Origin of the sequence: Myxococcus sp. CA056 (assembly GCF_013336715.1) — a bacterium.
Lineage (GTDB): Bacteria > Myxococcota > Myxococcia > Myxococcales > Myxococcaceae > Myxococcus > Myxococcus llanfairpwllgwyngyllgogerychwyrndrobwllllantysiliogogogochensis.
Genome location: NZ_JABUMT010000004.1, coordinates 808,984 through 829,403, shown reverse-complemented (window position 1 = coordinate 829,403; position 20,420 = coordinate 808,984). Strand labels below are relative to the sequence as shown.

Sequence of the window (20,420 nt, the reverse complement as noted above, 5' to 3'; positions counted from 1 at the left end):
TCACGCGGGAGCCTCCGGGCAGCAAAGGCCCGGAGGCTCCACTGGGGGACGGCCGGACAGCCGGGCGCCCGGCTCAGTCCGGGTAGCTGAACGTCAGAGGCAGCTTCACCTCGGGGTGGAGGCTGCGAGCCACCGGACACTCACGGCCCACCTGCTCCAGGCGAGCACGGTGCTCGGCGGACAGGCCCGCGGGCATCTGGATGTCCAGCACCAGCTCGCCAATGCGGCGCGGCGGCGGCGTCATCCGCTTCTCCACCTTCGCGCGAATCTCTCCCAGGGCGATGCCCTCGCGCGAGGCGAACAGGTGCATCGTCGTCACCGCGCAGGACATCAGCGCCGCGCCCACCAGGTCCGTGGGCGAGAAGCTGCCGCCGGTGCCGCCATTGTCGCGGGGCGCCTCCGTCTGGAGGCCCGCGCTGGAGGGGCCGTGGGTGAGCTGCGTCTTGAACTGGGCGTGGCTGACCAGGGTCATCACCACGCCGGTGGCAGGGGGCTGTTGCGTGCTCATGGGTCAGAAGCTCCTTGGAGCCTGGGGGCCTGGGGCGTTCAGCGGACGTAGGCTTCGTGCTTCTTCGCGTCCTTCTTGGTGGAAGGCTCCGCCTCCTCCACGCTCCAGTCCAGCGTCTTCATCAGAGCCTTGCTGCGCTTCTTCACATCGGCGTCGAGGAAGGTGATGGCCTCGGGCAGCCGGTCCATCAGCCGCATGGGCTTGCGCTTGTTCTTCGGCTCGTTGAGCAGCGCGTGCGTCAGCCAGGGGAACACCGCCGTCACGTCGCAGTGGACGTAGACGGAGCCCGTCTCCACCGCCTCCACGGAGACCTTGCCCCAGGTGTGGCCCTCGCCCGCGGGGCAGCTGGACAGCGCCCCGTTGTCCACCGGGTCCACGCAGAACTGCACGTCGATGTCGAAGCCCGACGTGGGGACGTTGAGAATCTGGTCCAGCAGCGGCTCACCCTGGAGCGTGTAGTTCTTCGGCACGCCGCCGCCCAGAATCCAGATGGCCAGCCGCTTGCTGCCGTTGTGCCGGCAGAAGTGCTGCATCGCCGCCATGGAGTAGACGTCGTCGTTGATGTCGAGCTCGAACTTGAACTCGGGCCCAAGCAGGCGCTTGAGCTTGACGATGTTCAGGAAGATGGAGCCGTCCTGCACCGCGCCCACCCAGATGGGGACCGCGTGCTTGTAGCAGGTGGACAGGAGCGACGGCTGCTTCACGCCCAGCTGCTTTTCGATTCCGTGGATGGCCTTGCCGAGCAGGAAGTGGAACTCCGGCGTGGTCATCTTCTTCTGGAACTCGGGCTGCCGGATGATGGCGGAGAAGAGGCGGTCGGTGTCGAGCAGCGCCTCCTCCCAGAAACCCAGGTCATAGATGCGGATGATGCGCGCCAGCCGGTACTGGAGGTCGCCCGCGTTGGGGTTCACCTCACGGATGGCGTGGCCGATGATGCGGTGGGCGTCGTGGTACAGATTCGCGCCCGTCGTGGTGATGGCGGAGATGACGCCCTTCTCGATGAGGGGAATCAGACAGCTCTGGTGCAGACCCGCCGGCGTCATCGCGCCCGACAGCGTGAGGAAGATGGACGCGTCGTCCTCCATCGACTTGGACATCAGCTCGAACGCGGTGCGCTCCTGGCGGCCCACGTAGGCGCTGAAGGCGTGGGCGAGCAGTTCCGCCGGCCTCTCCTTGCCGGTGATGGGACGGGGGTCCGCCTTGCGGGCGCCGGAGTACGCGGAGCGGAGGGACTTCTTCGGGTTCGAGGAGGTCTTGGCCATGGCGCGGCGATCTAACACCGCCCGCCCGCCAAGGGGAGCACCGCCTGAGCCCCCGCCCCTACTTGTCGCGCTTGCGACGGCTGCCGCGCTTCTGGGGGGCGGCGTCGACGGCGGGCGCGCTCAGCACCCGCTCCCGGACCTGCTCGGGCGTCAGGTCCCCGGTGTCCGCCACCACACAGGAGACGAAGGCCAGCTCCGCGAGGGCCCTCCGGGCACGCTCGCGCTCGGCGGAGTCCTTGGAGCCCAGCGCCTCCGAGGCCGCGGCCACGTAGCTGCTGGCGAGCGACTCGAAGAGGTACACCCGGTTCTCGATGCTCGTGTCGGATTTCTTGGCCATGGGGCGGGCAGTCTAGGCCCGCGCCGTCACGGCCGGCGAGCCGGTTTCCGACGGGGCCCGCAGCTCTGTCATCGCCAGACGGTCCAGCGTGGTGGAGCGGTACACGTCCAGCATCCGCTGCTGCCCCAGCTTCCAGACGCCGTACATGGTGCAGCTGCCGGTGGCCTTGCAGCCATCGTGCTGCGTGTCCTGGCAGACATTGACGTGGACGGGCCCTTCCACCGCCTCGATGACCTCCAGGAACGTCACCTCGCGGGCGGGCCGGGACAGCGCGTAGCCCCCGTGCGCGCCCCGGGTGGACCGCACGAGCTTCTGGGAGACGAGGACCTTGAGAATCTTGGCGAGGAAGTCCTCGGGAACGTCCATCCGGCGCGCGATTTCCCGGAAGGGAACCATGCGCTCCAGGGGTTGTGAGGCCAGGAAGGTCATGGCCCGCAGCCCGTACTCAATCTTTCGTGAGATTTGGAGTGGGTGCTGCGGCATCGCTCTTGACGTTGTCCGTGGTTTGAAGAAGAGCCTAGGTCGCGACAGTGCGGCTTTCAACCGCTCGCCCCGGAGCCCGAGATGATCGACCTGCACTCCCACACCACCGCCAGCGACGGCCAGTACACGCCCACGGAGCTGATGGCGCGCGCGGCGGCGGCGGGGGTGACGGTGCTGTCGGTGACGGACCACGACACGGTGGCGGGGCTGGCGGAGGCCGGCGAAGCGGCGCGCGCTCACGGCGTGGAGCTGGTGCCGGGCATCGAGGTGTCCGCCTTCGTCCTGGGTCGCGAGGTACACATCCTCGGGCACTTCGTGAGGCCGGACGACGAGGACCTCGCGCGGTTCGCCCAGCGCCTGCGCGGCGAGCGCGAGCAGCGCATGGAGGCCATGGTGGCCCGGATGCAGCAACTGGGCTTCCCGGTGCGCATGGAGCATGTGCTGGCCGTCGCGGGGGATGCGCAGTTGGGCCGGCCGCACCTGGCGCGGGTGCTGGTGGACCAGGGCTGGGCGGTGGACATGAAGGCCGCGTTCGACCGCTTCCTGGGGACGCGGGGCATGGCCTGGGTGGAGCGCTTCAAGCTGGACGGCGCGGACGCCATCCGCCTCATCCGCAACGCGGGCGGCACGGCGACGCTGGCGCACCCGGGCTCGTCCAAGGCGGAGCGGATGGAGATTCGCGAGCTGACGAAGGCGGGGCTCTCCGGCCTGGAGGTGCTGCACGCGGACCACAACCCGGGGCTGCGGCAGAAGTATCTGGCTCTGGCGAAGGAGCACGACCTGGTGCCCACCGCCGGCAGTGACTTCCATGGAGAGGCCGTGTCGCCCGAGCACCGCCTGGGCACGGCCGCGATGCCGCCGGAGTTGTTCGCGAAGCTGAAGTCCCGCGCCGCCGCCTGAGCTCCCTGCCCGCCGAGCAGGCCCGCCGCCCATGTTGCGGCGCGTGGGTGAAGCGAATATACGAACCCCGCCGAGCCACCCGACGCTTCGATGGCGGTGCCAGTCCGGACCGTAGAGCGTTCAGGCGTGGTGTGTTCCTGGCGACAGCCCCCGCGCTTGTACCTCGTGGTCGCCGGGAGCAGCACGCATGGGAATCAGGGACTTCTGTCGGACGCACTTCCGTCACTTCAACGCCGCCGCGCTCGTGGACGCGGCCGAGGGCTACCGCCGTCACGTCGATGGCGGCGGAAAGATGCTGGTGACACTGGCGGGGGCCATGAGCACGGCCGAGCTGGGCATCTCCCTGGCGGAGATGATTCGCCAGGACAAGGTCCACGCCATCAGTTGCACCGGGGCGAACCTGGAAGAGGACCTCTTCAACCTCGTGGCCCACGAGGCGTACGAGCGGGTGCCGAACTACCGGGACCTCACGCCCGCGGATGAGCTGGCGCTGCTCGGACGGCACATGAACCGAGTCACCGACACCTGCATCCCGGAGATGGAGGCGATGCGGCGCATCGAAGCGGTGGTGCTCGAGGAGTGGATGGCGGCGGACCGCGCGGGCGAGCGCTACTTCCCGCACGAGTTCATGTACCGCGTGCTCCGCGGCGGCAAGCTGGAGTCGAGCTACGAAATCGACCCGAAGAACAGCTGGCTGCTGGCCGCGTGCGAGAAGAACCTGCCCATCTGGGTGCCGGGCTGGGAGGACGCGACGCTCGGCAACATGTACGCGGGGCACTGCATCTCCGGGGACGTGAAGAACGTGCACACGGTGCGCACGGGCATCGAGGCGATGCAGACGCTGGCGGCCTGGTACACGGACGTGGCTCCGAAGACGCCCGTGGGTTTCTTCCAGATTGGCGGCGGCATCGCGGGGGACTTCCCCATCTGCGTGGTGCCCATGCTGCATCAGGATTTGCAGCGCACCGGCGTGCCGCTCTGGGGCTACTTCTGTCAGATCAGCGATTCGACGACGAGCTACGGCTCGTATTCGGGCGCGGTGCCGAACGAGAAGATCACCTGGGGCAAGCTGGGCCTCGACACGCCCAAGTACATCGTCGAGAGCGATGCCTCCATCGTCGCTCCCCTGCTGTTCGCCTACGTCCTGGACCAGTAACGCGCGGGCCCGCCTCCCTTCCCGCACACGACGGGAAGGGAGCGTGGCGATTCAACCCCATGAGACGACGGGCTCCGGTGTCGGCGCGTCTTCGTCCCGCGTCTCCAGCCTCCGCGTGGGGCCGAAGACGCGGGCCACGAAGTCGTTGACGAACTTCCCATCGGGGTCCTGGGCGCGCTGCACGGTGCGCAGCGCGTGCCAGCGCACGCCATACATCCGCTCCATGTCCTCCTCGGTGGCGCGCGTCGCCTTCCCCAGATGAACCTGCCCGCCGTACTTGAGGAAGATCTGCTCCGCCTCCGCGAAGACGGAGCTCGAGTCGACGGACAGGCTGGGCGCCAGCTCCATGAAACACGTGCGCCGCCCCACGCCCGGCCCCACCGTGGCCATGGAGGTCGCGGGCGTGAAGCGCACCTCGACGATGCAGACGAAGCGCCGTCGCTTCAGCAGGTCGAACACCTCCTGGAGACACCGCTGATGCACGGCGAAGGGCACGCCGTACTCAATCTCATCGTGGTGGTAGAAGAGCTGGCGCGAGAAGGCGGAGCACATGGGGAGCACCGTCTTGCGTCCCTGCTGCGTGAGCTTCATGAAGAACAAGCCGACCTTCGCGAAGGGCTCCGTCAGCATCAGCACCCGGGACAAGCCGAGCAGATAGCCCGACAGCGACATGTCCAGCAGCTCCAGCCCCATCTTCCGGAGGTGCCAGAACCGCGACGGAGGCCGCGTCGACCGGTTCCACACGTTCATCCGGACGTGCTCCGCGTCAATCCCGCCCACGTAATAGAAGCTGACGTGGTCATTCGTGCCGAGGATTTCGTCCAGGTGGTCCTCGGCCCACCGACGCGGGACGACCTCCAGGCGCTTCTCCAGGTTGAACGCGGGGACACACTGGAGCTCCAGCTCGGTGACGACGCCGCAGGTGCCAATCGAGCCCGCCACCGCATGGAACTCGGGCGTGCCGCGCCGGAGCGTGCGCGCCTCGCCCGCGGCGTCCACCACGCGCAGCGACAGCACCTGCTCGGAGAGGAAGCCATGCGACCTGCCCGTGCCGTGCAGGTCCGTGCCAATCAGCGCCCCCAGGCTCTGCGCGTTCGTGGACCCGAGCACCGGTAACGCGAGGCCGTGCTCCAGGAGCCGCCGGGTGAAGTCGCGCAGCCGGATGCCAGCCTGGACGCGCACCACTCGCCGCTCCATGTCGACCTCCAGGACGCGGTTCTGCGCATCGAGCGAAATCAGGGTCCCCTGGGTCAGCGGACAGCGGTTGAACGAATGTCCCCCGCCCACGACGCGGACCTTCTCCGACTCACGGACGATGCGACACAGCTCCGCCTCCGTGCCCGGCGTCTCGAAGCGCTCGGGCTGACATTCGAAGGTCCGGCTCCAATTGCGCCAGGTTCCGCGCCAGCGGGCGAAGTGACCTTCGTGAAGTGTCTTGGTGCCACCCGACGCGACATAGACAGCGGTGTTGAGCGTGTTGATGCGCCACGTGCGCGCGATGCGGCGAATGCGGTCCAGCGTCATGGGTCCCCCCTCGTTTCTCGAAAGAGGGAGGCGCAACGGCCGCGGGTGTGAGTCATTGGGGCGGGGCGACGCTCGCCTGGACGCACGGGTTCGGGAATGGAGCCGGCCGACCACTGCCCCGCAGGGCAAGTCGCCCCTCACACCACCCCGCCTCACCTTGCCTGTCGGCCGGACGGATTTCACCGACGGCGGGACAGCGGGGGGCGGAGCGAATGGCGTTCATCGGAAAATCCAAGAACAAGGGCAACGGCAACGGCAACGGCCACGACAGCAAGCAGCCGGGGAAGAAGCCGAACATCCTGGTCATCTGGGGTGACGACATCGGCCTGTGGAACGTCAGCGCCTACAACCAGGGAATGATGGGTTACCGGACGCCCAACATCGACCGCATCGCGAAGGAGGGCGCGATGATGACGGATTGCTACGGCCAGCAGAGCTGCACCGCGGGCCGCGCCGCCTTCATCACCGGCATGAACCCGCTGCGCACGGGGCTCACGACCATCGGCATGCCAGGCGCCGCCTACGGCCTCCAGGACTCGGACCCCACCATCGCGGAGCTGCTCAAGCCCCAGGGCTACGTGTGCGGGCAGTTCGGCAAGAACCACCTGGGCGACTCGAATCGCTACCTGCCCACGGTGCACGGCTTCGACGAGTTCCACGGCAACCTCTACCACCTCAACGCGGAGAACGAGCCCGAGTGCCCCGACTACCCGAAGGATCCGGCGTTCAAGGAGCGCTTCGGTCCGCGAGGGGTGCTCCACTGCTGGTCCACGGACCGCGACGACCCGACGGAGGATCCACGCTGGGGCCGCGTGGGCCGGCAGAAGATTGTCGACACCGGGCCGCTCACGACGAAGCGCATGGAGACGGTGGACGAGGAGTTCCTCAAGTCCTCCCTGTCGTTCATGGAGCGCGCGGCGAAGGACGACAAGCCCTTCTTCCTCTGGCACAACAGCACGCGCACCCACGTGTGGACGTTCTTGCAGGAGAAGTACCGCAACAAGACGGGCAAGGGCCTGTACGCGGATGCGATGACGGAGCTGGATGACCACGTGGGCATGCTGCTGAAGAAGCTGGATGACCTGGGCATCGCGGACAACACCATCGTCGTGTTCTCCACCGACAACGGCGTGGAGAAGATGGGCTGGCCCGACGGCGGCAACTCGCCCTTCCGGGGCGAGAAGGGCTCCACGTGGGAGGGCGGCGTGCGTGTCCCCTGCGTCGTGCGGTGGCCCGGGGTCATCGAGGCGGGCACCGTCATCAACGACATCTTCGCGCACGAGGACTGGATGCCGACCTTCGTCGCGGCGTCGGGCGGTCCCGAGGACATCGTGGACAAGTGCAAGCAGGGCCACACGGTGGGGAAGAAGAAGTTCCGCGTGCACCTGGATGGGTATGACCAGCGCGGGCTGCTCGCGGGCAAGGAGCCGGGACAGCGACACGAGTTCATCTACGTGCTCGACAGCGGCAACATCGCGGCGGTGCGCTACGACGACTGGAAGGTCATCTTCAGCTACCAGGATGGCCGGGGCCCGGACATGTGGTTCAGCGGCAAGCGCTTCAACCCCTCCTGGCCCTACATCCTCAACCTGCGCTCGGACCCGTTCGAGGAGGCGCTCTTCTCCGGCCTGTACACGCAATGGTACGGCCAGCGCATGTTCCTCTTCGTCCCGGCCCAGGCGCTGGTGAAGAAGTTCGCGGAGAGCCTCATCGACTACGTGCCCAGTCAGGCCCCGGGCAGCCTGAGCATCGGCCCCCTCAAGGACAAGGTGAAGGAGAAGATGAAGGAGGCTCAGCGCGACGGGAAGTCGGAGGTCGGCGACCAGGTGATGGCGCTCGCCAACGAGGTGGAGGAGGCCCTCCACCGCTTCCAGCAGAGTCACGCCTGAGCCCGCGCCCAGGGCCTCGTGACGTGACTACGAGGCCCTGAGCTCCTCCGCCGCCGCGAGCACCTCGTGAACCACCGTCGCCACGTCCTCGGGCGTGGTGCGGTGGTTCACGAAGCAGGCACGCAGGAAGAAGCGCCCCTCCAGCGTCGCGTTGGAGAGATAGACACGGCCCCGCCGGTTGATTCGCGCCAGCAGTCGCGTGTTGAAGTCGTCGAGCCCCGCGTCCGGAAGTCCGCCCGTGTAGCGGAAGCACACCGCGCTCAGCGTCGCCGGGGAGCGGAGTTCCAGTCCCGCCGTGTCCCGGACGAGCGCCTCCAGGCGCTCCGCGTTCCGCACGTCGCGGCGGATGGCCTCGCGGAACGCGGCGAGCCCGTGGAAGCGGACGGAGAGCCACACCTTCAGGGCTCGAGCGCGACGTGACAGCTCCATCGACTCGTCGAAGAACGCGAAGCCCTCCACCGGGTCCGCGTTCAGGGCGCGCGCATAGTCCCCCGTGAAGGAGAAGGCACGCCGCGCGGCCTTCGCGTCGCGGAACAGCAGCGCGCCGCAGTCCGCTGGCTGATAGAGCCACTTGTGCGCATCCATGGACAGTGAGTCCGCCAGACCCAGTCCCTCGAAGCGCTCCGGGAAGGCCATGGCCGCGAGCGCGCCGTAGGCGCCATCCACGTGCATCCACAGGCCGTGTTCGCGCGCCAGCGCCGCCACCGCCGTCAGCGGGTCCACCGCGCCGGTGTTCACCGTGCCCGCCGTCGCAACCACGGCCAGGGGACGTAGGCCCGCGGCCTTGTCCTCCGCTATCGCGCGAGCCAGTGCGTCCGGACGCATCCGCCACTGCGCATCCGTGGGAATCAGCCGCAGGTTCTTGCGCCCCAGGCCCAGGAGCGCGACAGCCTTGGGAATGGACATGTGGACTTCAGCCGACGCGTACACCACGCCGGACGGCGCGCCGTCCTCATTGGCGGGAGCGAGCGACTCACGCGCCATGGCCAGGGCCATGAGGTTGGCGGAGGAGCCTCCACCCGCGAAGCTCCCGGTGAAGCCCTCGCAGCCCACCGCGCTCGCGAGGCTCCGAATCACCGAGCGCTCCAGGCTCACCACCGTGGGCGCCGAGCGCCACGCGGTGACGTTCTGGTTCACCACGCTGGCCACGTAGTCGCCGAGCACACCCACCGGCTCGCCCGAGCCGAACACGTACGCGAGGAACCGCGCATTGCCCGCGCGAGAGCCCTCCATGAAGGGCCGCAGCGCATCCAGCGCGGCGTCTCCGAGGCCCTGCTCGGGGAGTCCCTCGGAGAACATCGCCTCCGATGCGGCGCCATTGATTGAGGGCGCGATGGGGCGTGAGTCGAGCCCTTCGAGCCACTCCTCGGCCAGGGTGGAGACGCGGTCAGCCAGACGCCGGAAATGCGCGGGGGACAGTTCGAGCGAGCCCATGGGCGCGCACAGTAATGAAGTTCGACGGGTTTGCACGTCGCTGGCAGGATGAAGTGATGGCGAAGCGACCCAAGCGTGACATCGAGAAGGTCTATCCCCGCGCGCAGTTCGTCGCGAAGCTGCGACGCCTCGCGGACGCGGTGGAGAGCGGCAAGGGCTTCAGCATCCAGGTGGCTGGTGAGCGGCTGCACGTCCCCGCCCACGCGCACTTCAGCATCGAGCACGAGCGCGAAGGCGACGTGGACGAGTTGGAGCTCCAGGTCCGCTGGACGCGCGACGAGTAGGCGCCTCTCAGCTCCGCGTCGTCTTGAAGCGGCTGGTGACGGCGGTGAGCCCCTCGGCCACCGCCTGGAGGTCCTGGGCAATGCGCGTGGTGCGGCCCGTGGCGTCCACGCCCTGTTTCACCAACTCCGCCACGTTGCGCGCGCCCTGCACCGCCTGCTCGCTGGACTGACGCTGCTGCCGCGTGGCGATTGTGATCTGCCGCGCGGCCTCGCTGGTGCCACGCGCCAGCTCCACGATTCGCTGGAACACCGAGGAGGCCTGTTCCGCCACCTCGACGCCCCGGTCGCTGGTGGCCATGCCCACGCGCGCCTTGGACGCGGCCTCCTCACCGGAGTCCTGCACCTTCTCGACGATGCGGCCGATGTCCCGCGCGGAGGCCGACACGTTCTCCGCCAGCTTGCGCATCTCCGCCGCCACCAGCGAGAAACCCCGCCCCACCTCGCCCGCCTTGGTGCCCTCCAGCGCCGCGTTCAACGCCAGCAGGTCCGAGCGCTCCGCCACCTGATTGATGACGTGGGCAATCTTGGACACCTGCTGCAGGTCCTGGTTGAGGCCGACAATCGCGTCCGCCACGCCCTTGGACTCGGTGCGGATGTCGTTGATGCCCGCGACCACCTGCGCCACCACCGCCATCGCCTCGGCCACGGCCTCGTGCGTGCGACGGGCGCTCGACTCCACGACTTCGGTGGAGCTGGAGATCTGCTCCGCCGTGCGGCTCAGCTCCTCGAACGTCGCGGCGATCTGCTGCGCGTACGCCGCCTGCTGACTGATGACGTGCTCCTGGTCCGCGGAGGCGCCCAGCAGTCCGCGTGATGCTCCGGACAACTGCTCCGTGCGCGACACCAGCTCCAGCACCGTGATTCGCAGCGTGCCGAGCATCTGGTTGAAGGACTGCGCCATCAACCGCACCTCGCCCGTGGCCGGCACGTCCAATTCCACGCGCGACACGTCTCCACGGGCCACGTCCCGCACCACGTCCGTCACCTGGGACACGGGCTCGACGATGGTCCGCCCGATGAGCGCCGCGAGCAGCAGCCCCAGCACCAGCGCGCCCACCAGCCCCGCCACCACGGAGCCCTTCAGCTCGGTGACGGAGGCCGCCGCTTCGTCCAGGCCCAGGCCGACGACATACGTCCGCTCGCCGCTCGCGCAGCGCACCGACACCTCGCGCAGCGCCAGGAGCGACGTCACACAGCCTTCCCGAGTCACCGCCGTCCGACCGCGCGCATGCTCGGGCAGCCGCGTCGCGGACTCGTACACGGGGCGGCCGTCCGGCCCGAGCAGCCCCTGATAGTTCACCGTGAAGCCACCCTCACCGTTGACGTCACGGGCCTCCAACTGGGCCAGCACGGTGTCCAGGCGCTCCTTGGAAGCCTCCGTGCCGTCCCACTCCCGCGTCGCCGGGTGGTTGGCCACGAGCGTGGCGAGGACCCGGGCCCGCTTCTGGAGCAGCTCCAGGGAGACCTCGCGCTGCCGGGCGGAGAAGTTCCAGATGCACAGGCCGATGACCGTGAGACAGGGCACGAGCACCGCGATGGCCACCTGCATCCGCAAGCCGAGCCGCCCCCACATGCCTGTCGTCTCCCAAGTGACGCGCTGATCGCCGGCCGCCGGCGCCGCCCGACGGTAGGCGTGCGTCCCCAGAAGCGTCAAACGAGCCCGCTGCTCGCGGGGCATGCGGGGAACCGTCCCAGGCCCCCTGCTCGCCGCCGGAGTCGACAAGCCCTGCTTTTCATCGTTATCTCAAGGGGTTGCGGCACCGAGCAGGGGGACTTTCCCTTTGACATGGCAAGGCCGGTGTCATTAGGTTCCGCGCGCGATGACTCCCTCTCCCCTCTCGCCCTACCTGCCCCTGGCGGTGGTGCTGCTGCTGGCCGGCATCATGGGCGTCGCGATTCCTTTCATCACGTCGCTGCTGGGCCCCAGTCGCCCGAGCGCCATCAAGTCCACTCCGTTCGAGGCCGGCTCCGAGTCGAGCGGCCCGGCACGCCAGCGCTTCGCCGTGAAGTTCTACGTCGTCGCGTTGTTGTTCATCGTGTTCGACGTGGAAGCCGTGTTCATGTACCCGTGGGCGGTGAACTTCCAGGCGCTCGGTTGGTTCGGGTACGTGGAGATGCTGGTCTTCGCGGTGACCCTGGTGGTGGGCCTCATCTACGTCTGGAAAAAGGGCGCCCTGGATTGGGAGAGCTGAGACATCATGGCTGATTCAGACATCGCTCCAGTGCTGACGACCCGCCGCGACGAAGCCATGGGCTTCTTCCAGCGCATGGTCTCCAAGGGCCTGGGTTGGGCCCGTAAGTACTCGCTGTTCACCTACCCGTACGCCACCGCCTGCTGCGGCATGGAGTACATGTCCGTGGCGGCCAGCCGTCACGACATCGCGCGCTTCGGCGCCGAGTTCCCCCGCTTCTCGCCGCGTCAGGCGGACCTCCTGATGGTGGTGGGCACCATCAACCTGAAGCAGGCCCCCATCCTCAAGCGCGTGTATGAGCAGATGACCGAGCCCAAGTGGGTCGTGTCCTTCGGCGTGTGCGCGTCCTCGGGCGGCTTCTACGACAACTACGCGGTGCTCCAGGGCATCGACCGCATCCTCCCGGTGGACGTCTACATCCCCGGCTGCCCGCCCCGTCCGGAGCAGGTGCTGGACGGTCTCATGCTCCTCCAGGACAAGATCGCCAACCAGGTCCACCGAATCGCTGACCGCGAGCAGCCCAACCAGACGGCCGCCCGGCACGACCTGCTCATCTCCATGGGCAAGTAGTCCCAAAGCCTTCGTCTTGCTCCCGGGGCCCCGCGTGCCTCCCCTCCAGAGGGGTGGCGTCGGGGCCCCTGGTGTTTCCGCCCTCACCATCGGGGCCCCTGGTGTTTCCGCCCTCACCAGCGGTGGTACGCGGGGTGGCCTTCCTTCACCGCGACGAAGGTGCCCCGGCACAGCGCCGTCACCTTGCCGCCCGCGGTGAGCGTGCCTTCAATCACCGCGCGGTCGCCCTTGAGCTCCACCGGCTTCGCCTCCAGCCGCACCAGCCCGGACATGGGCGTGGGGCGCTTGAGGGTGATGGAGTAGTCGGCCGTCACGGTACACGGCGGAGAGGACGCGCCCTGCGCCTTCATCAGGTGGTACGCCGCCGTCCAGTTGCAGTGACAGTCCAGCAGCGCGCCGATGATTCCGCCGTTGAGCACGCCCGGAAAGGCCTGGTGGTGCTCGGAGGGCGTCCACTCGGCGACGACGAGGTCACCCTCCACGCGGCTGCGGATGCGCAGGCCCTGGGTGTTGGCCGGGCCGCAGCCGAAGCAGCTGTTGTGGGGGGCGTACTGTTCCTGGAGAGACGGGGCGTCTGGAGTCGTCGACATGGCCGGCCACCTTACGCGAGTCCCCTTCCGGCGTCCGTCCTCGCACCGTGTCCAGCCACGACTCCAGCGCCAGCGCGTCCAGCCCTTCACAGTCCCCTTCGCACACGCGCAGCAGGGTGCCATCCGCCTGCGGTCGGTCCACCCACCAGCGATGTCCGTCGAACGCGCCCCGGTCCTTCTCCAACACCACGGCTTCGTGCGCCGCGTCACCCAGCTCCACCACGCCGTCCGGGCGGATGCGGTACGCGTCGAACGCGCGAGGCGCGCCGGGCCAGTGCCCCCTGTCGAACACCTCGGGCGAGACGTGCGTGAAGCCCGTCTCCGCGTAAAGGTTCAACGGAGCCAGCGACTCACCGCGCAAGAGCGGCGCCAGGGACACACCGTCCACGCCGGAGAGCGCGGGCAGGCTCGACAGCTCCAGCAGCGTGGGCCCCACGTCCACCAGGCGCACCAGCGCCTCCGAGGTGGCGGGCGCGACAGCACGTCCCTTCGGCGGCTTCACCGCGAGCAGGATGCGGTTCTCCAAATCGGACAGCCGCGCGCCATGCACGGGCGTGGCGCCCGCCAGGTCCGGCCGGTCCTCGTGGAAGCTCTCGCCGTGGTCCGACATGAGGACGATGAGCGCGTCGTCATACCGCCCCGAGCGGCGCAGCGCGTCCAGCAACATGCCCACCTGCGCATCCGCCTGGGAGATGAGCTCGTCGTAGAGCGCCTCCGCCCCGTCGCGACTCCACCCGCCCTTCGCGCCGGGAGACACGGGAGCGAAGTGCATGCGCAGCCGGCGCTCCAGGGGCTCGGACGACGACACGAAGCGCCGGTAGAAGGGATGGACGGGGTCGCCGGGGAAGTGCGCGGCGGTGGCGTGGAAGGCGAACAGCGTGGGGCCCTGGCTCGCCTCGTCGAGCAGCGTGGACGTCAGCCGCCCGGCGTAGCCCATGGGGTCATGGATGCCAGCCAGCGCGCGGTTGTCGATGAACTCCGGCACCCACGCGGCACCGACGGCATGGTCTGCGAAGACGCCGAGCGCGCGGTAGCGCAGCTTCTCCAGGAGGAAGTTCACCGCGCCCCGCGGAGGTTGCAACCGGGTGGCGAAACCCGACGCGGGCCCCTCCGCGTGGAAGCGCGAGCAGTCCGTGGCGAACACCGTGCGCCACCCCGCCCGAGCAAAGGACTCCGCGAAGGTGGGCTGGAGCTTCATCCGAGACTCGGACGTCAGCGCGTAGCGCACGCCCGTCTCGTGGGGCCAGCGCGCGGTGAGCAGCGAGCGCCACGCGGGCTCCGTCTGGGCCACCGGCGTATACGCCCGCGTGAAGAGCGTGGCGTCCTCCACGAACCGGTCCACGTGCGGCGCCACCTCGCCGTTTCCGCCCAGCGTGCGCAGCCGGTCCGGCCGGAAGGCATCGATGCCGATGAGCACCACCAGCGGAGGCCTGGCGTCCGTCGTCCCGCCACCGCCCGCGCGCCCCGCGACGAACAGCACCACCACTGTGGCCACCAGTCCCAAGCCCACCTGGAGCCGGCGCTTCCACGTCCCCAGTCGGGCCAGGAGCACCGCGACATGCACCAGCGCGAGCAGCACCGCCGCCGCGCGCGGATGCCACGGTGCGCCATGGTCCACCAGCCAGGCCAGGAGCGGACGCACGGCGGGCAGGTCGTCGAAGAGCGCGGGCCGGGAGATGGCGCGGTCCCACGCCAGCAGCAGGACGAGCACGCACCAGCCTGTCGCCGTCGCCCCCACCCCACCCCGGCCCCAGACGCGAGCGAGCCCCCACGCCACGCCCGCGAGCACCATCCCCGCCACCAGGTAGACGGCCGCCACGCGCAGGAGCAGGCCCGGGAGCACCGGCCTCACCGCCGCCGCCAGCGCCGCGTAGGGCCCGTCCACGGGGATGTCCACGCCGACCAGCCCCGAGCGCAAGAGCAGCCAGGACTCTCCAGCGAACAACACCAACCCCAGGCCCGCGCCCAGCACGAGGCGCCAACCGAGCGAACGGAACGGATGAGGAGGAACGGACTCAGCCATGCATCCGCGTGTATACCGCAACGCGACAGGCTCGCGAGGCAAGGACCCTTTCCGGCCCGGAAGGTGCGAGCGCGGTCCAGACGGTGCAAGATGTGCGTGCTGCGGAAGTCGACCCGTGGAGCCTGGGATGGGGGGTGAGGGCCTGAGGTCCAACGCGCCAGAAGGCATCCAGGACTCGGTGAACCGGGCCCTCGACGACGAGCGGCGACGCAACGCGCGCCAGCTCTCGAGGATTCGCTTCGTCGCCGTCACCGTCATGCTCGTGATGTCGGCCTGTCTGGGCCTGGGCGTGGGCAAGGCGGACTGGGTCGAGTACCTCCGCCCCCTCTCCGTCTACTGGCTCTGCACCGCGGCGGTGTGGGTGGCCGTGGCCCGCTCGCCCCGCGCCGTGCGCTGGGCCGGCCTGTCCGTGGCCTTCATCGACGTGCCGGCGGTGTACTGGCTCCAGAGCCACGCGATTCCAGTGTCGCCCTCCCCCGGGGGCGTCGCCGGCTTCACGCTCGGCATCTTCGCGGTGCTGGTCATCCTCGCGGCGCTGTCGCTGCGCAACACCGTGACGCTCGTCGTCACCGCCTTCGCCGCCGTCGCGGAGATGGCGCTCCAGCACCAGGCCGGCATCGGCATCGGCGCCCAGTTGGCCTCGGTGGTCATGCTCTCCGTGGCCGCCGCCGGCGCCCGCCACCTGCTCAACCGCATCCGCGCGCTCTCCGCCGCCGTCTCAGAAGAGGAGCTCAAGCGCGCCCGCCTCGGCCGCTACTTCGCCCCCGCCGTCGCGGAACGACTCCAGCGCCTCGCCTCCCCGGAGCCGGAGCTGCGCGAGGTGACCGTCCTCTTCGCCGACATCCGCGACTTCACCTCGATGAGCGAGCGGCTCCCCCCGGGCGAGGTCGTCAAGCTCCTCAACGCCTACTATGGCCGGATGGTGGAGGTGGTATTCCGCCATGGAGGAACGCTCGACAAGTTCATCGGGGACGCACTCATGGTGTACTTCGGGGCCCCGTTGGCGGACGCCGAGCACGCCGAGCGCGCGGTGCGCTGCGCCCTGGCGATGGTGCGGGAGCTGGAGGACTTCAACGCGGACCGGGCACTCCAGGGGGCCCCGGCCCTGCGGATGGGGGTGGGGGTCCACACTGGCCCCGTCATCCTGGGCAACATCGGCTCCACCGCCCGGCGCCTGGACTACACCGCCATTGGCGACACTGTGAACCTGGCCAGCCGGATCGAGGGGCTGACCAAGCGGGTGGGCGTCCCGGTGCTCGTCTCGGAGGCCACCCGGGACCAGGCGGGCCCCCTCTTCCACTGGGAGGCCATCACCCAGGCGCTCGTGCCTGGCAAGAGTCGGCCGGTGGCCACCTTCGTCCCCCTGGCGACGGCTCCCGCCCTCGTCGGCTCCCCGGGCTCGGCGGCCTGAATTCCTCCCCTTCCACCGATCCACACGCCCGCTCGGACGCCGCGTGCGCAACGCGGGCTTCTGGGCTTCCTAAGTGGCCTACATGGTTGAGGGTTTACGTTGACGCCCCCCTTCTGGGCTCCTTATAAAGCCGCGGATTCTTCTCCCTCAGTCATTGGGTCCCCCTTGAGCACTTTCGCGTTGGACAGGGTCTCCGCCCACTTTCCCGAGGCGGTGGTGGAGCGTTATGTGGACCGGGCCGGTGGCGCCTGGGCCGTGATCCATCCCGACTCGCTCCCGAAGGTCGCCGCGTTCCTCAAGGACGACGCGGAGCTGGAGTTCAAGCTCTTCGGCTCCATCGACGGCGTGGACCGGCTGCACCTGGCGGAGAACGACCCTCGGTTCGAGGTCGTCTACTTCCTCTACTCGTTCAAGCGCCATGAGCACGTGCGGCTCAAGGTGCGCGTGAGCGAGCACCAGCCGGTCATCCCCACGTTGGTGCCGGTGTACCGGGGCGCCAACTGGTGGGAGCGCCTGACCTTCGACTTCTACGGCATCCGCTTCGAGGGCCACCCGGACCTGCGCCGCATCCTCCTGTACGACGAGTTCCAGGGCCACCCGCTGCGCAAGGACTACGCGCTGCGAGACCGGCAGCCGCTCATCCCCGAGCGCCCCATCAAGGACATCTTCCGCGGTCCCGGCACCAGCGGGCACTCCTGAGGACGACAGACACCATGGCCGACAGCCACACGTTTGATGCGAAGGGCCACAATCCGGACACCGACGGCTCGCTGCCGCCGGAGGGCTCGGAGCTGGAGGCCCACCTCCAAAGCAAGCACATGGTCATCAACATGGGCCCGTCCCACCCGGCCACGCACGGCACCGTGCGGCTGAAGGTGGAGCTGGACGGCGAGACCATCGTCAAGATCGACCCCGAGATTGGCTTCCTGCACCGCGGCTTCCAGAAGAGCTGCGAGAACGTCACCTGGACGCAGTGCCTGCCGTACACGGACCGGCTCAACTACCTGTCCGCGATGATGAACAACTTCGGTTTCCTCAACGCCGTGGAGAAGCTCATCGGCCTGGAGATTCCGGAGCGCGCCCAGTACATCCGCGTCATCGGCAGCGAGCTGCACCGGCTGACGGACCACCTGACGTGCGTGGGCGCCACCGGCCTGGAGATGGGCGGCTTCGCGCCGTTCCTCTACGGCATGGAGGCCCGCGAGCTCATCCAGGACCGCGTCACGGAGCTGACCGGCGCGCGCCTCACCACCAGCTTCGGCCGCGTGGGTGGCATCAACCGCGACCTGCCCGAGGGCTGGGCGGACAAGGTCCACAAGACGCTCACCCGCACGGAGGAGCTGCTGGTGGAGATGGACGGGTTGCTCACGCGCAACCGCATCTTCGTGGACCGCACCAAGAACACCGGCGTCATCAGCGCCGAGGACGCCATCGACTACGGCTGGACGGGCCCGGCGCTGCGCGCGTGCGGCATCGACCACGACCTGCGCAAGGCGCACCCGTACTGGGTCTACGAGCGCTTCAACTTCAGCGTCGCGGTGGGCGAGCACGGCGACAACTACGACCGCTACCTCGTCCGCATGGAGGAGATGCGTCAGTCCATCAGCATCATCCGCCAGGCGTTGGAGACCATCCCCGCGGGCCCCATCATCGTGGATGACTGGCGCATCGCGCTGCCGCCCAAGCCGGAGGTCTACGGCACCATCGAAGGCGTGATGGCGCACTTCAAGCTCGTCATGGAGGGCATCCAGGTGCCGCCCGGCGAGTGCTACGACGCGACCGAGGCCTCGAACGGCGAGCTGGGCTGGTACCTGGTGAGCGACGGGCGCGGTCGTCCGTACAAGGTCCATGTGCGCGCCCCGGGCTTCCCGGTGCTCGCGGCGGTGCCCCATATCATCGAGGGGAAGATGCTGGCGGACCTCATCCCCACGTTTGACACCATCAACATGATTGGCGGCGAGGTCGAGCAGTGAGCAACGACGACACGAAGAAGCCGACCGGTGATGCGCAGCCGCCCCCCAAGGGCGCGCCCACGGACACCCCCGCGGCGAAGATCGGTCCCGAGCCCTCCAACCCTCCGGCCGGCGCGAAGCTGGACACGCCCCCCGCGGCGGCCAGCAGCGTCACGGCGCCGCCCAAGGCCGCCGCCCCTCCGGGTCCGCCGCCCAAGCCCGCGCCGAAGAACCCGGGCTTCGTCACCTGCACCATCGACGGCAAGGAAGTCGTCGTGAAGCCGGGGACGAACATGATCGAGGCGGCCAAGTCGGTCGGCTCGGAGATTCCGTACTACTGCTACCACCCGCGCCTCTCCATCGCGGCCAACTGCCGCATCTGCCTCATCGAGGCGTCCAACGCGCCCAAGATGGTGCCCGCGTGCCAGACGCCGCTCGCCGAAGGTGTGGTCGTGAAGACGACGACGCCCAAGGTGAAGGAGCAGCAGCGCTCGGTGATGGAGTTCCTGCTGCTCAACCACCCGGTCGACTGCTCCATCTGCGACCAGGCCGGTGAGTGCAAGCTGCAGGACTACTACATGAAGTACGACTACCGCCCCTCGCGCCTGGAGGGCGGCAAGGCCCTGAAGAACAAGCGCAAGGTGCTGGGGCCGCGCGTCGTGTTGGACCAGGAGCGCTGCATCATGTGCACCCGCTGCGTGCGCGTGATGAACGAAGTCGCCAAGGAGCCGCAGCTGGGCGTGTTCGGCCGCGGCAGCCACGAGCGCATCGACGTGTTCCCGGGCAACGAGCTGGACAGCGACTACTCGCTGAACACCGTGGACGTCTGCCCGGTGGGAGCGCTGCTCAGCCGCGACTTCCGCTTCAAGGCGCGCGCGTGGTTCCTCTCCGCCACCCCGTCCATCTGCACGGGCTGCGCGAAGGGCTGCAACACGTACGCGGACTGGATGTCGCAGGACACCTACCGCATCCGTCCTCGTGAGAACGAGGAGATCAACAAGAGCTGGATGTGTGACCAGGGCCGGCTCATGTACAAGTCCTTCAACCTGGGCCGCGTGCTCCAGGCGAGGATTGGCCGCGCCACGGTCCAGGCCGCTTCCGAGGTCGTTCCGGTGGTGACGCGCAAGGAGGCCGCTCAGGCCGCCGCCAAGGCGCTCAAGCCGCTGGTGGGCAGTGGCAAGCTCGCGGTGCTCGCCTCGCCGGTGTCCTCCAACGAGGAGCTGCTGGCGGGCCTCACCTTCGCGAAGGCCACGCTGGGCATCTCCACCGTCTACGTGGGCGGCCGTCCAGCGGGCAAGGCGGACCACTTCCTGAAGACGGCGGACAAGAACCCCAACCGCAAGGGCCTGGAGTGGATCGCCAAGGGCCTGGGCCTGAAGGTGGAGACCTTCGAGGCGCTCACCACGGCCCTGGACAAGGGTCAAGTCAAGGCGCTCTACGCCATCGGCACCGAGGTGCCGGGCGACGTGGAGGCCTTCGCCAAGGCCGCCTCCAAGCTGGACGTCTTCGTGGTGCAGGAGAAGAACGAGTCGCCGGTGACGGCGCAGGCGACGGTGCTCCTGCCCGCCTCGATTCACGTCGAGGACGAGGGCTCCTTCACGCAGATGGACGGCATCACCCAGCGCTTCCGCAAGGCGTACCCGCCCAAGGGCGACGTGACTCCGGGCTGGAAGTGGGTCGCGGAGCTGACGCGCGAAGTGGGCGGCGAGGCGCCGGCCTGGACCTCCGCGCGCGACGTGTGGCGCGAGCTGTCCGGCAAGGTGGCCGAGTTCGCCGAGTTCAACTGGGACAAGGCCTCTCCGCCGGACCGGGAGAAGCCGGGTATCAATCCGCTGCCCACCGGCGCCGATGGGCGTCCTCCGGGCTACCGTGAGTTCGGTTCTCCCCGGGTGAGGGGTATCTAGC

19 protein-coding genes are annotated in these 20,420 nt (G+C 68.8%); 10 read left to right on the top strand and 9 right to left on the bottom strand.

What is annotated here, in order from left to right; all coding sequences use genetic code 11:
* Positions 1–73: 73 nt before the first annotated feature.
* From HUA76_RS21790 to HUA76_RS21775, 4 genes are read right to left on the bottom strand one after another with little or no spacing between them, the layout of a single operon-like run.
* The gene (locus HUA76_RS21790) at positions 74–508 is read right to left on the bottom strand and encodes an OsmC family protein (RefSeq protein ID WP_141642915.1); all 435 of its coding nucleotides are present in this window, start codon (positions 506–508) and stop codon (positions 74–76) included.
* A gap of 38 nt (positions 509–546) precedes the next feature.
* Complete coding sequence (locus HUA76_RS21785) at positions 547–1,770, bottom strand: deoxyhypusine synthase family protein (protein WP_141642914.1); 1,224 nt, start codon at positions 1,768–1,770, stop codon at positions 547–549.
* A gap of 58 nt (positions 1,771–1,828) precedes the next feature.
* Positions 1,829–2,107, bottom strand: a complete 279-nt coding sequence (locus HUA76_RS21780; RefSeq protein ID WP_174455018.1) for a hypothetical protein — start codon at positions 2,105–2,107, stop codon at positions 1,829–1,831.
* A 12-nt stretch (positions 2,108–2,119) separates the two neighbouring features.
* Positions 2,120–2,590 (bottom strand): Rrf2 family transcriptional regulator, encoded by a 471-nt coding sequence (locus HUA76_RS21775; RefSeq protein ID WP_141642912.1) that lies wholly within the window; start codon positions 2,588–2,590, stop codon positions 2,120–2,122.
* A gap of 81 nt (positions 2,591–2,671) precedes the next feature.
* Between HUA76_RS21775 and HUA76_RS21770 the strand changes: the two genes are divergently transcribed.
* Together HUA76_RS21770 and HUA76_RS21765 are read left to right on the top strand one after the other, a co-directional pair.
* Positions 2,672–3,490 carry a PHP domain-containing protein gene (locus HUA76_RS21770; protein ID WP_141642911.1) on the top strand — a complete coding sequence of 273 codons (819 nt, stop codon included), beginning with the start codon at positions 2,672–2,674 and terminating at the stop codon, positions 3,488–3,490.
* Between the two features lie 187 nt (positions 3,491–3,677).
* Positions 3,678–4,646: a deoxyhypusine synthase family protein gene (locus HUA76_RS21765; RefSeq protein WP_141642910.1), complete on the top strand. Its 969-nt coding sequence runs from the start codon at positions 3,678–3,680 to the stop codon at positions 4,644–4,646.
* Positions 4,647–4,697: 51 nt separating this feature from the next.
* Here HUA76_RS21765 and HUA76_RS21760 read toward each other — a convergent pair whose 3' ends face one another.
* Positions 4,698–6,170, bottom strand: coding sequence for a D-arabinono-1,4-lactone oxidase (locus HUA76_RS21760; protein WP_174461939.1), 1,473 nt, complete (start codon positions 6,168–6,170; stop codon positions 4,698–4,700).
* Positions 6,171–6,382: 212 nt separating this feature from the next.
* On the opposite strand from HUA76_RS21760, the gene HUA76_RS21755 reads away from it, so the two are divergent.
* Entirely contained in the window at positions 6,383–8,059 is a 1,677-nt protein-coding gene (locus HUA76_RS21755) for an arylsulfatase (protein WP_174461938.1), read from the top strand.
* Positions 8,060–8,086: 27 nt separating this feature from the next.
* On the opposite strand, the gene HUA76_RS21750 is transcribed toward HUA76_RS21755, so the two are convergent.
* A complete protein-coding gene (locus HUA76_RS21750) occupies positions 8,087–9,493 on the bottom strand; it encodes an aminotransferase class V-fold PLP-dependent enzyme (protein WP_174461937.1) in 1,407 nt (468 codons plus the stop codon).
* Between the two features lie 56 nt (positions 9,494–9,549).
* On the opposite strand from HUA76_RS21750, the gene HUA76_RS21745 reads away from it, so the two are divergent.
* Positions 9,550–9,777 carry an amphi-Trp domain-containing protein gene (locus HUA76_RS21745; protein WP_141642906.1) on the top strand — a complete coding sequence of 76 codons (228 nt, stop codon included), beginning with the start codon at positions 9,550–9,552 and terminating at the stop codon, positions 9,775–9,777.
* 7 nt (positions 9,778–9,784) lie between these two features.
* On the opposite strand, the gene HUA76_RS21740 is transcribed toward HUA76_RS21745, so the two are convergent.
* Positions 9,785–11,350, bottom strand: a complete 1,566-nt coding sequence (locus HUA76_RS21740; protein WP_174455014.1) for a methyl-accepting chemotaxis protein — start codon at positions 11,348–11,350, stop codon at positions 9,785–9,787.
* Between the two features lie 247 nt (positions 11,351–11,597).
* Here HUA76_RS21740 and HUA76_RS21735 point away from each other — a divergent pair, with 247 nt between their 5' ends.
* Both HUA76_RS21735 and HUA76_RS21730 read left to right on the top strand, forming a co-directional pair.
* Entirely contained in the window at positions 11,598–11,969 is a 372-nt protein-coding gene (locus HUA76_RS21735) for an NADH-quinone oxidoreductase subunit A (RefSeq protein WP_141642904.1), read from the top strand.
* Between the two features lie 6 nt (positions 11,970–11,975).
* Entirely contained in the window at positions 11,976–12,539 is a 564-nt protein-coding gene (locus HUA76_RS21730; RefSeq protein ID WP_141642903.1) for an NADH-quinone oxidoreductase subunit B, read from the top strand.
* 113 nt (positions 12,540–12,652) lie between these two features.
* On the opposite strand, the gene HUA76_RS21725 is transcribed toward HUA76_RS21730, so the two are convergent.
* Together HUA76_RS21725 and HUA76_RS21720 are read right to left on the bottom strand one after the other, a co-directional pair.
* Entirely contained in the window at positions 12,653–13,021 is a 369-nt protein-coding gene (locus HUA76_RS21725; RefSeq protein ID WP_246137189.1) for a PaaI family thioesterase, read from the bottom strand.
* Positions 13,011–15,152 carry a sulfatase-like hydrolase/transferase gene (locus HUA76_RS21720; protein ID WP_174461936.1) on the bottom strand — a complete coding sequence of 714 codons (2,142 nt, stop codon included), beginning with the start codon at positions 15,150–15,152 and terminating at the stop codon, positions 13,011–13,013. The genes HUA76_RS21725 and HUA76_RS21720 overlap by 11 nt, the downstream gene beginning before the upstream one ends.
* A 127-nt stretch (positions 15,153–15,279) precedes the next feature.
* Between HUA76_RS21720 and HUA76_RS21715 the strand changes: the two genes are divergently transcribed.
* From HUA76_RS21715 to HUA76_RS21700, 4 genes are all read left to right on the top strand, one after another.
* A complete protein-coding gene (locus HUA76_RS21715; protein WP_174461935.1) occupies positions 15,280–16,563 on the top strand; it encodes an adenylate/guanylate cyclase domain-containing protein in 1,284 nt (427 codons plus the stop codon).
* 180 nt (positions 16,564–16,743) lie between these two features.
* Positions 16,744–17,262 carry an NADH-quinone oxidoreductase subunit C gene (locus tag HUA76_RS21710; RefSeq protein ID WP_174455260.1) on the top strand — a complete coding sequence of 173 codons (519 nt, stop codon included), beginning with the start codon at positions 16,744–16,746 and terminating at the stop codon, positions 17,260–17,262.
* 14 nt (positions 17,263–17,276) lie between these two features.
* Entirely contained in the window at positions 17,277–18,536 is a 1,260-nt protein-coding gene (nuoD, locus tag HUA76_RS21705; RefSeq protein WP_141648282.1) for an NADH dehydrogenase (quinone) subunit D, read from the top strand.
* The gene (locus HUA76_RS21700) at positions 18,533–20,419 is read left to right on the top strand and encodes a 2Fe-2S iron-sulfur cluster-binding protein (protein ID WP_174455010.1); all 1,887 of its coding nucleotides are present in this window, start codon (positions 18,533–18,535) and stop codon (positions 20,417–20,419) included. The genes nuoD and HUA76_RS21700 overlap by 4 nt, the downstream gene beginning before the upstream one ends.
* Position 20,420 lies beyond the last annotated feature (1 nt).

Bases quoted from the DNA above. Each gene is read 5' to 3' on its own strand.
- HUA76_RS21760 (WP_174461939.1), bottom strand. From the start codon at position 6,170: ATGACGCTGGACCGCATTCGCCGCATCGCGCGCACGTGGCGCATCAAC.
- HUA76_RS21775 (WP_141642912.1), bottom strand. From the start codon at position 2,590: ATGCCGCAGCACCCACTCCAAATCTCACGAAAGATTGAGTACGGGCTG.
- HUA76_RS21785 (WP_141642914.1), bottom strand. From the start codon at position 1,770: ATGGCCAAGACCTCCTCGAACCCGAAGAAGTCCCTCCGCTCCGCGTAC.
- HUA76_RS21740 (WP_174455014.1), bottom strand. From the start codon at position 11,350: ATGTGGGGGCGGCTCGGCTTGCGGATGCAGGTGGCCATCGCGGTGCTC.
- HUA76_RS21730 (WP_141642903.1), top strand. From the start codon at position 11,976: ATGGCTGATTCAGACATCGCTCCAGTGCTGACGACCCGCCGCGACGAA.
- HUA76_RS21755 (WP_174461938.1), top strand. From the start codon at position 6,383: ATGGCGTTCATCGGAAAATCCAAGAACAAGGGCAACGGCAACGGCAAC.
- HUA76_RS21715 (WP_174461935.1), top strand. From the start codon at position 15,280: ATGGGGGGTGAGGGCCTGAGGTCCAACGCGCCAGAAGGCATCCAGGAC.
- HUA76_RS21765 (WP_141642910.1), top strand. From the start codon at position 3,678: ATGGGAATCAGGGACTTCTGTCGGACGCACTTCCGTCACTTCAACGCC.
- HUA76_RS21745 (WP_141642906.1), top strand. From the start codon at position 9,550: ATGGCGAAGCGACCCAAGCGTGACATCGAGAAGGTCTATCCCCGCGCG.
- HUA76_RS21790 (WP_141642915.1), bottom strand. From the start codon at position 508: ATGAGCACGCAACAGCCCCCTGCCACCGGCGTGGTGATGACCCTGGTC.
- HUA76_RS21750 (WP_174461937.1), bottom strand. From the start codon at position 9,493: ATGGGCTCGCTCGAACTGTCCCCCGCGCATTTCCGGCGTCTGGCTGAC.
- HUA76_RS21735 (WP_141642904.1), top strand. From the start codon at position 11,598: ATGACTCCCTCTCCCCTCTCGCCCTACCTGCCCCTGGCGGTGGTGCTG.
- nuoD (WP_141648282.1), top strand. From the start codon at position 17,277: ATGGCCGACAGCCACACGTTTGATGCGAAGGGCCACAATCCGGACACC.
- HUA76_RS21770 (WP_141642911.1), top strand. From the start codon at position 2,672: ATGATCGACCTGCACTCCCACACCACCGCCAGCGACGGCCAGTACACG.
- HUA76_RS21720 (WP_174461936.1), bottom strand. From the start codon at position 15,152: ATGGCTGAGTCCGTTCCTCCTCATCCGTTCCGTTCGCTCGGTTGGCGC.
- HUA76_RS21780 (WP_174455018.1), bottom strand. From the start codon at position 2,107: ATGGCCAAGAAATCCGACACGAGCATCGAGAACCGGGTGTACCTCTTC.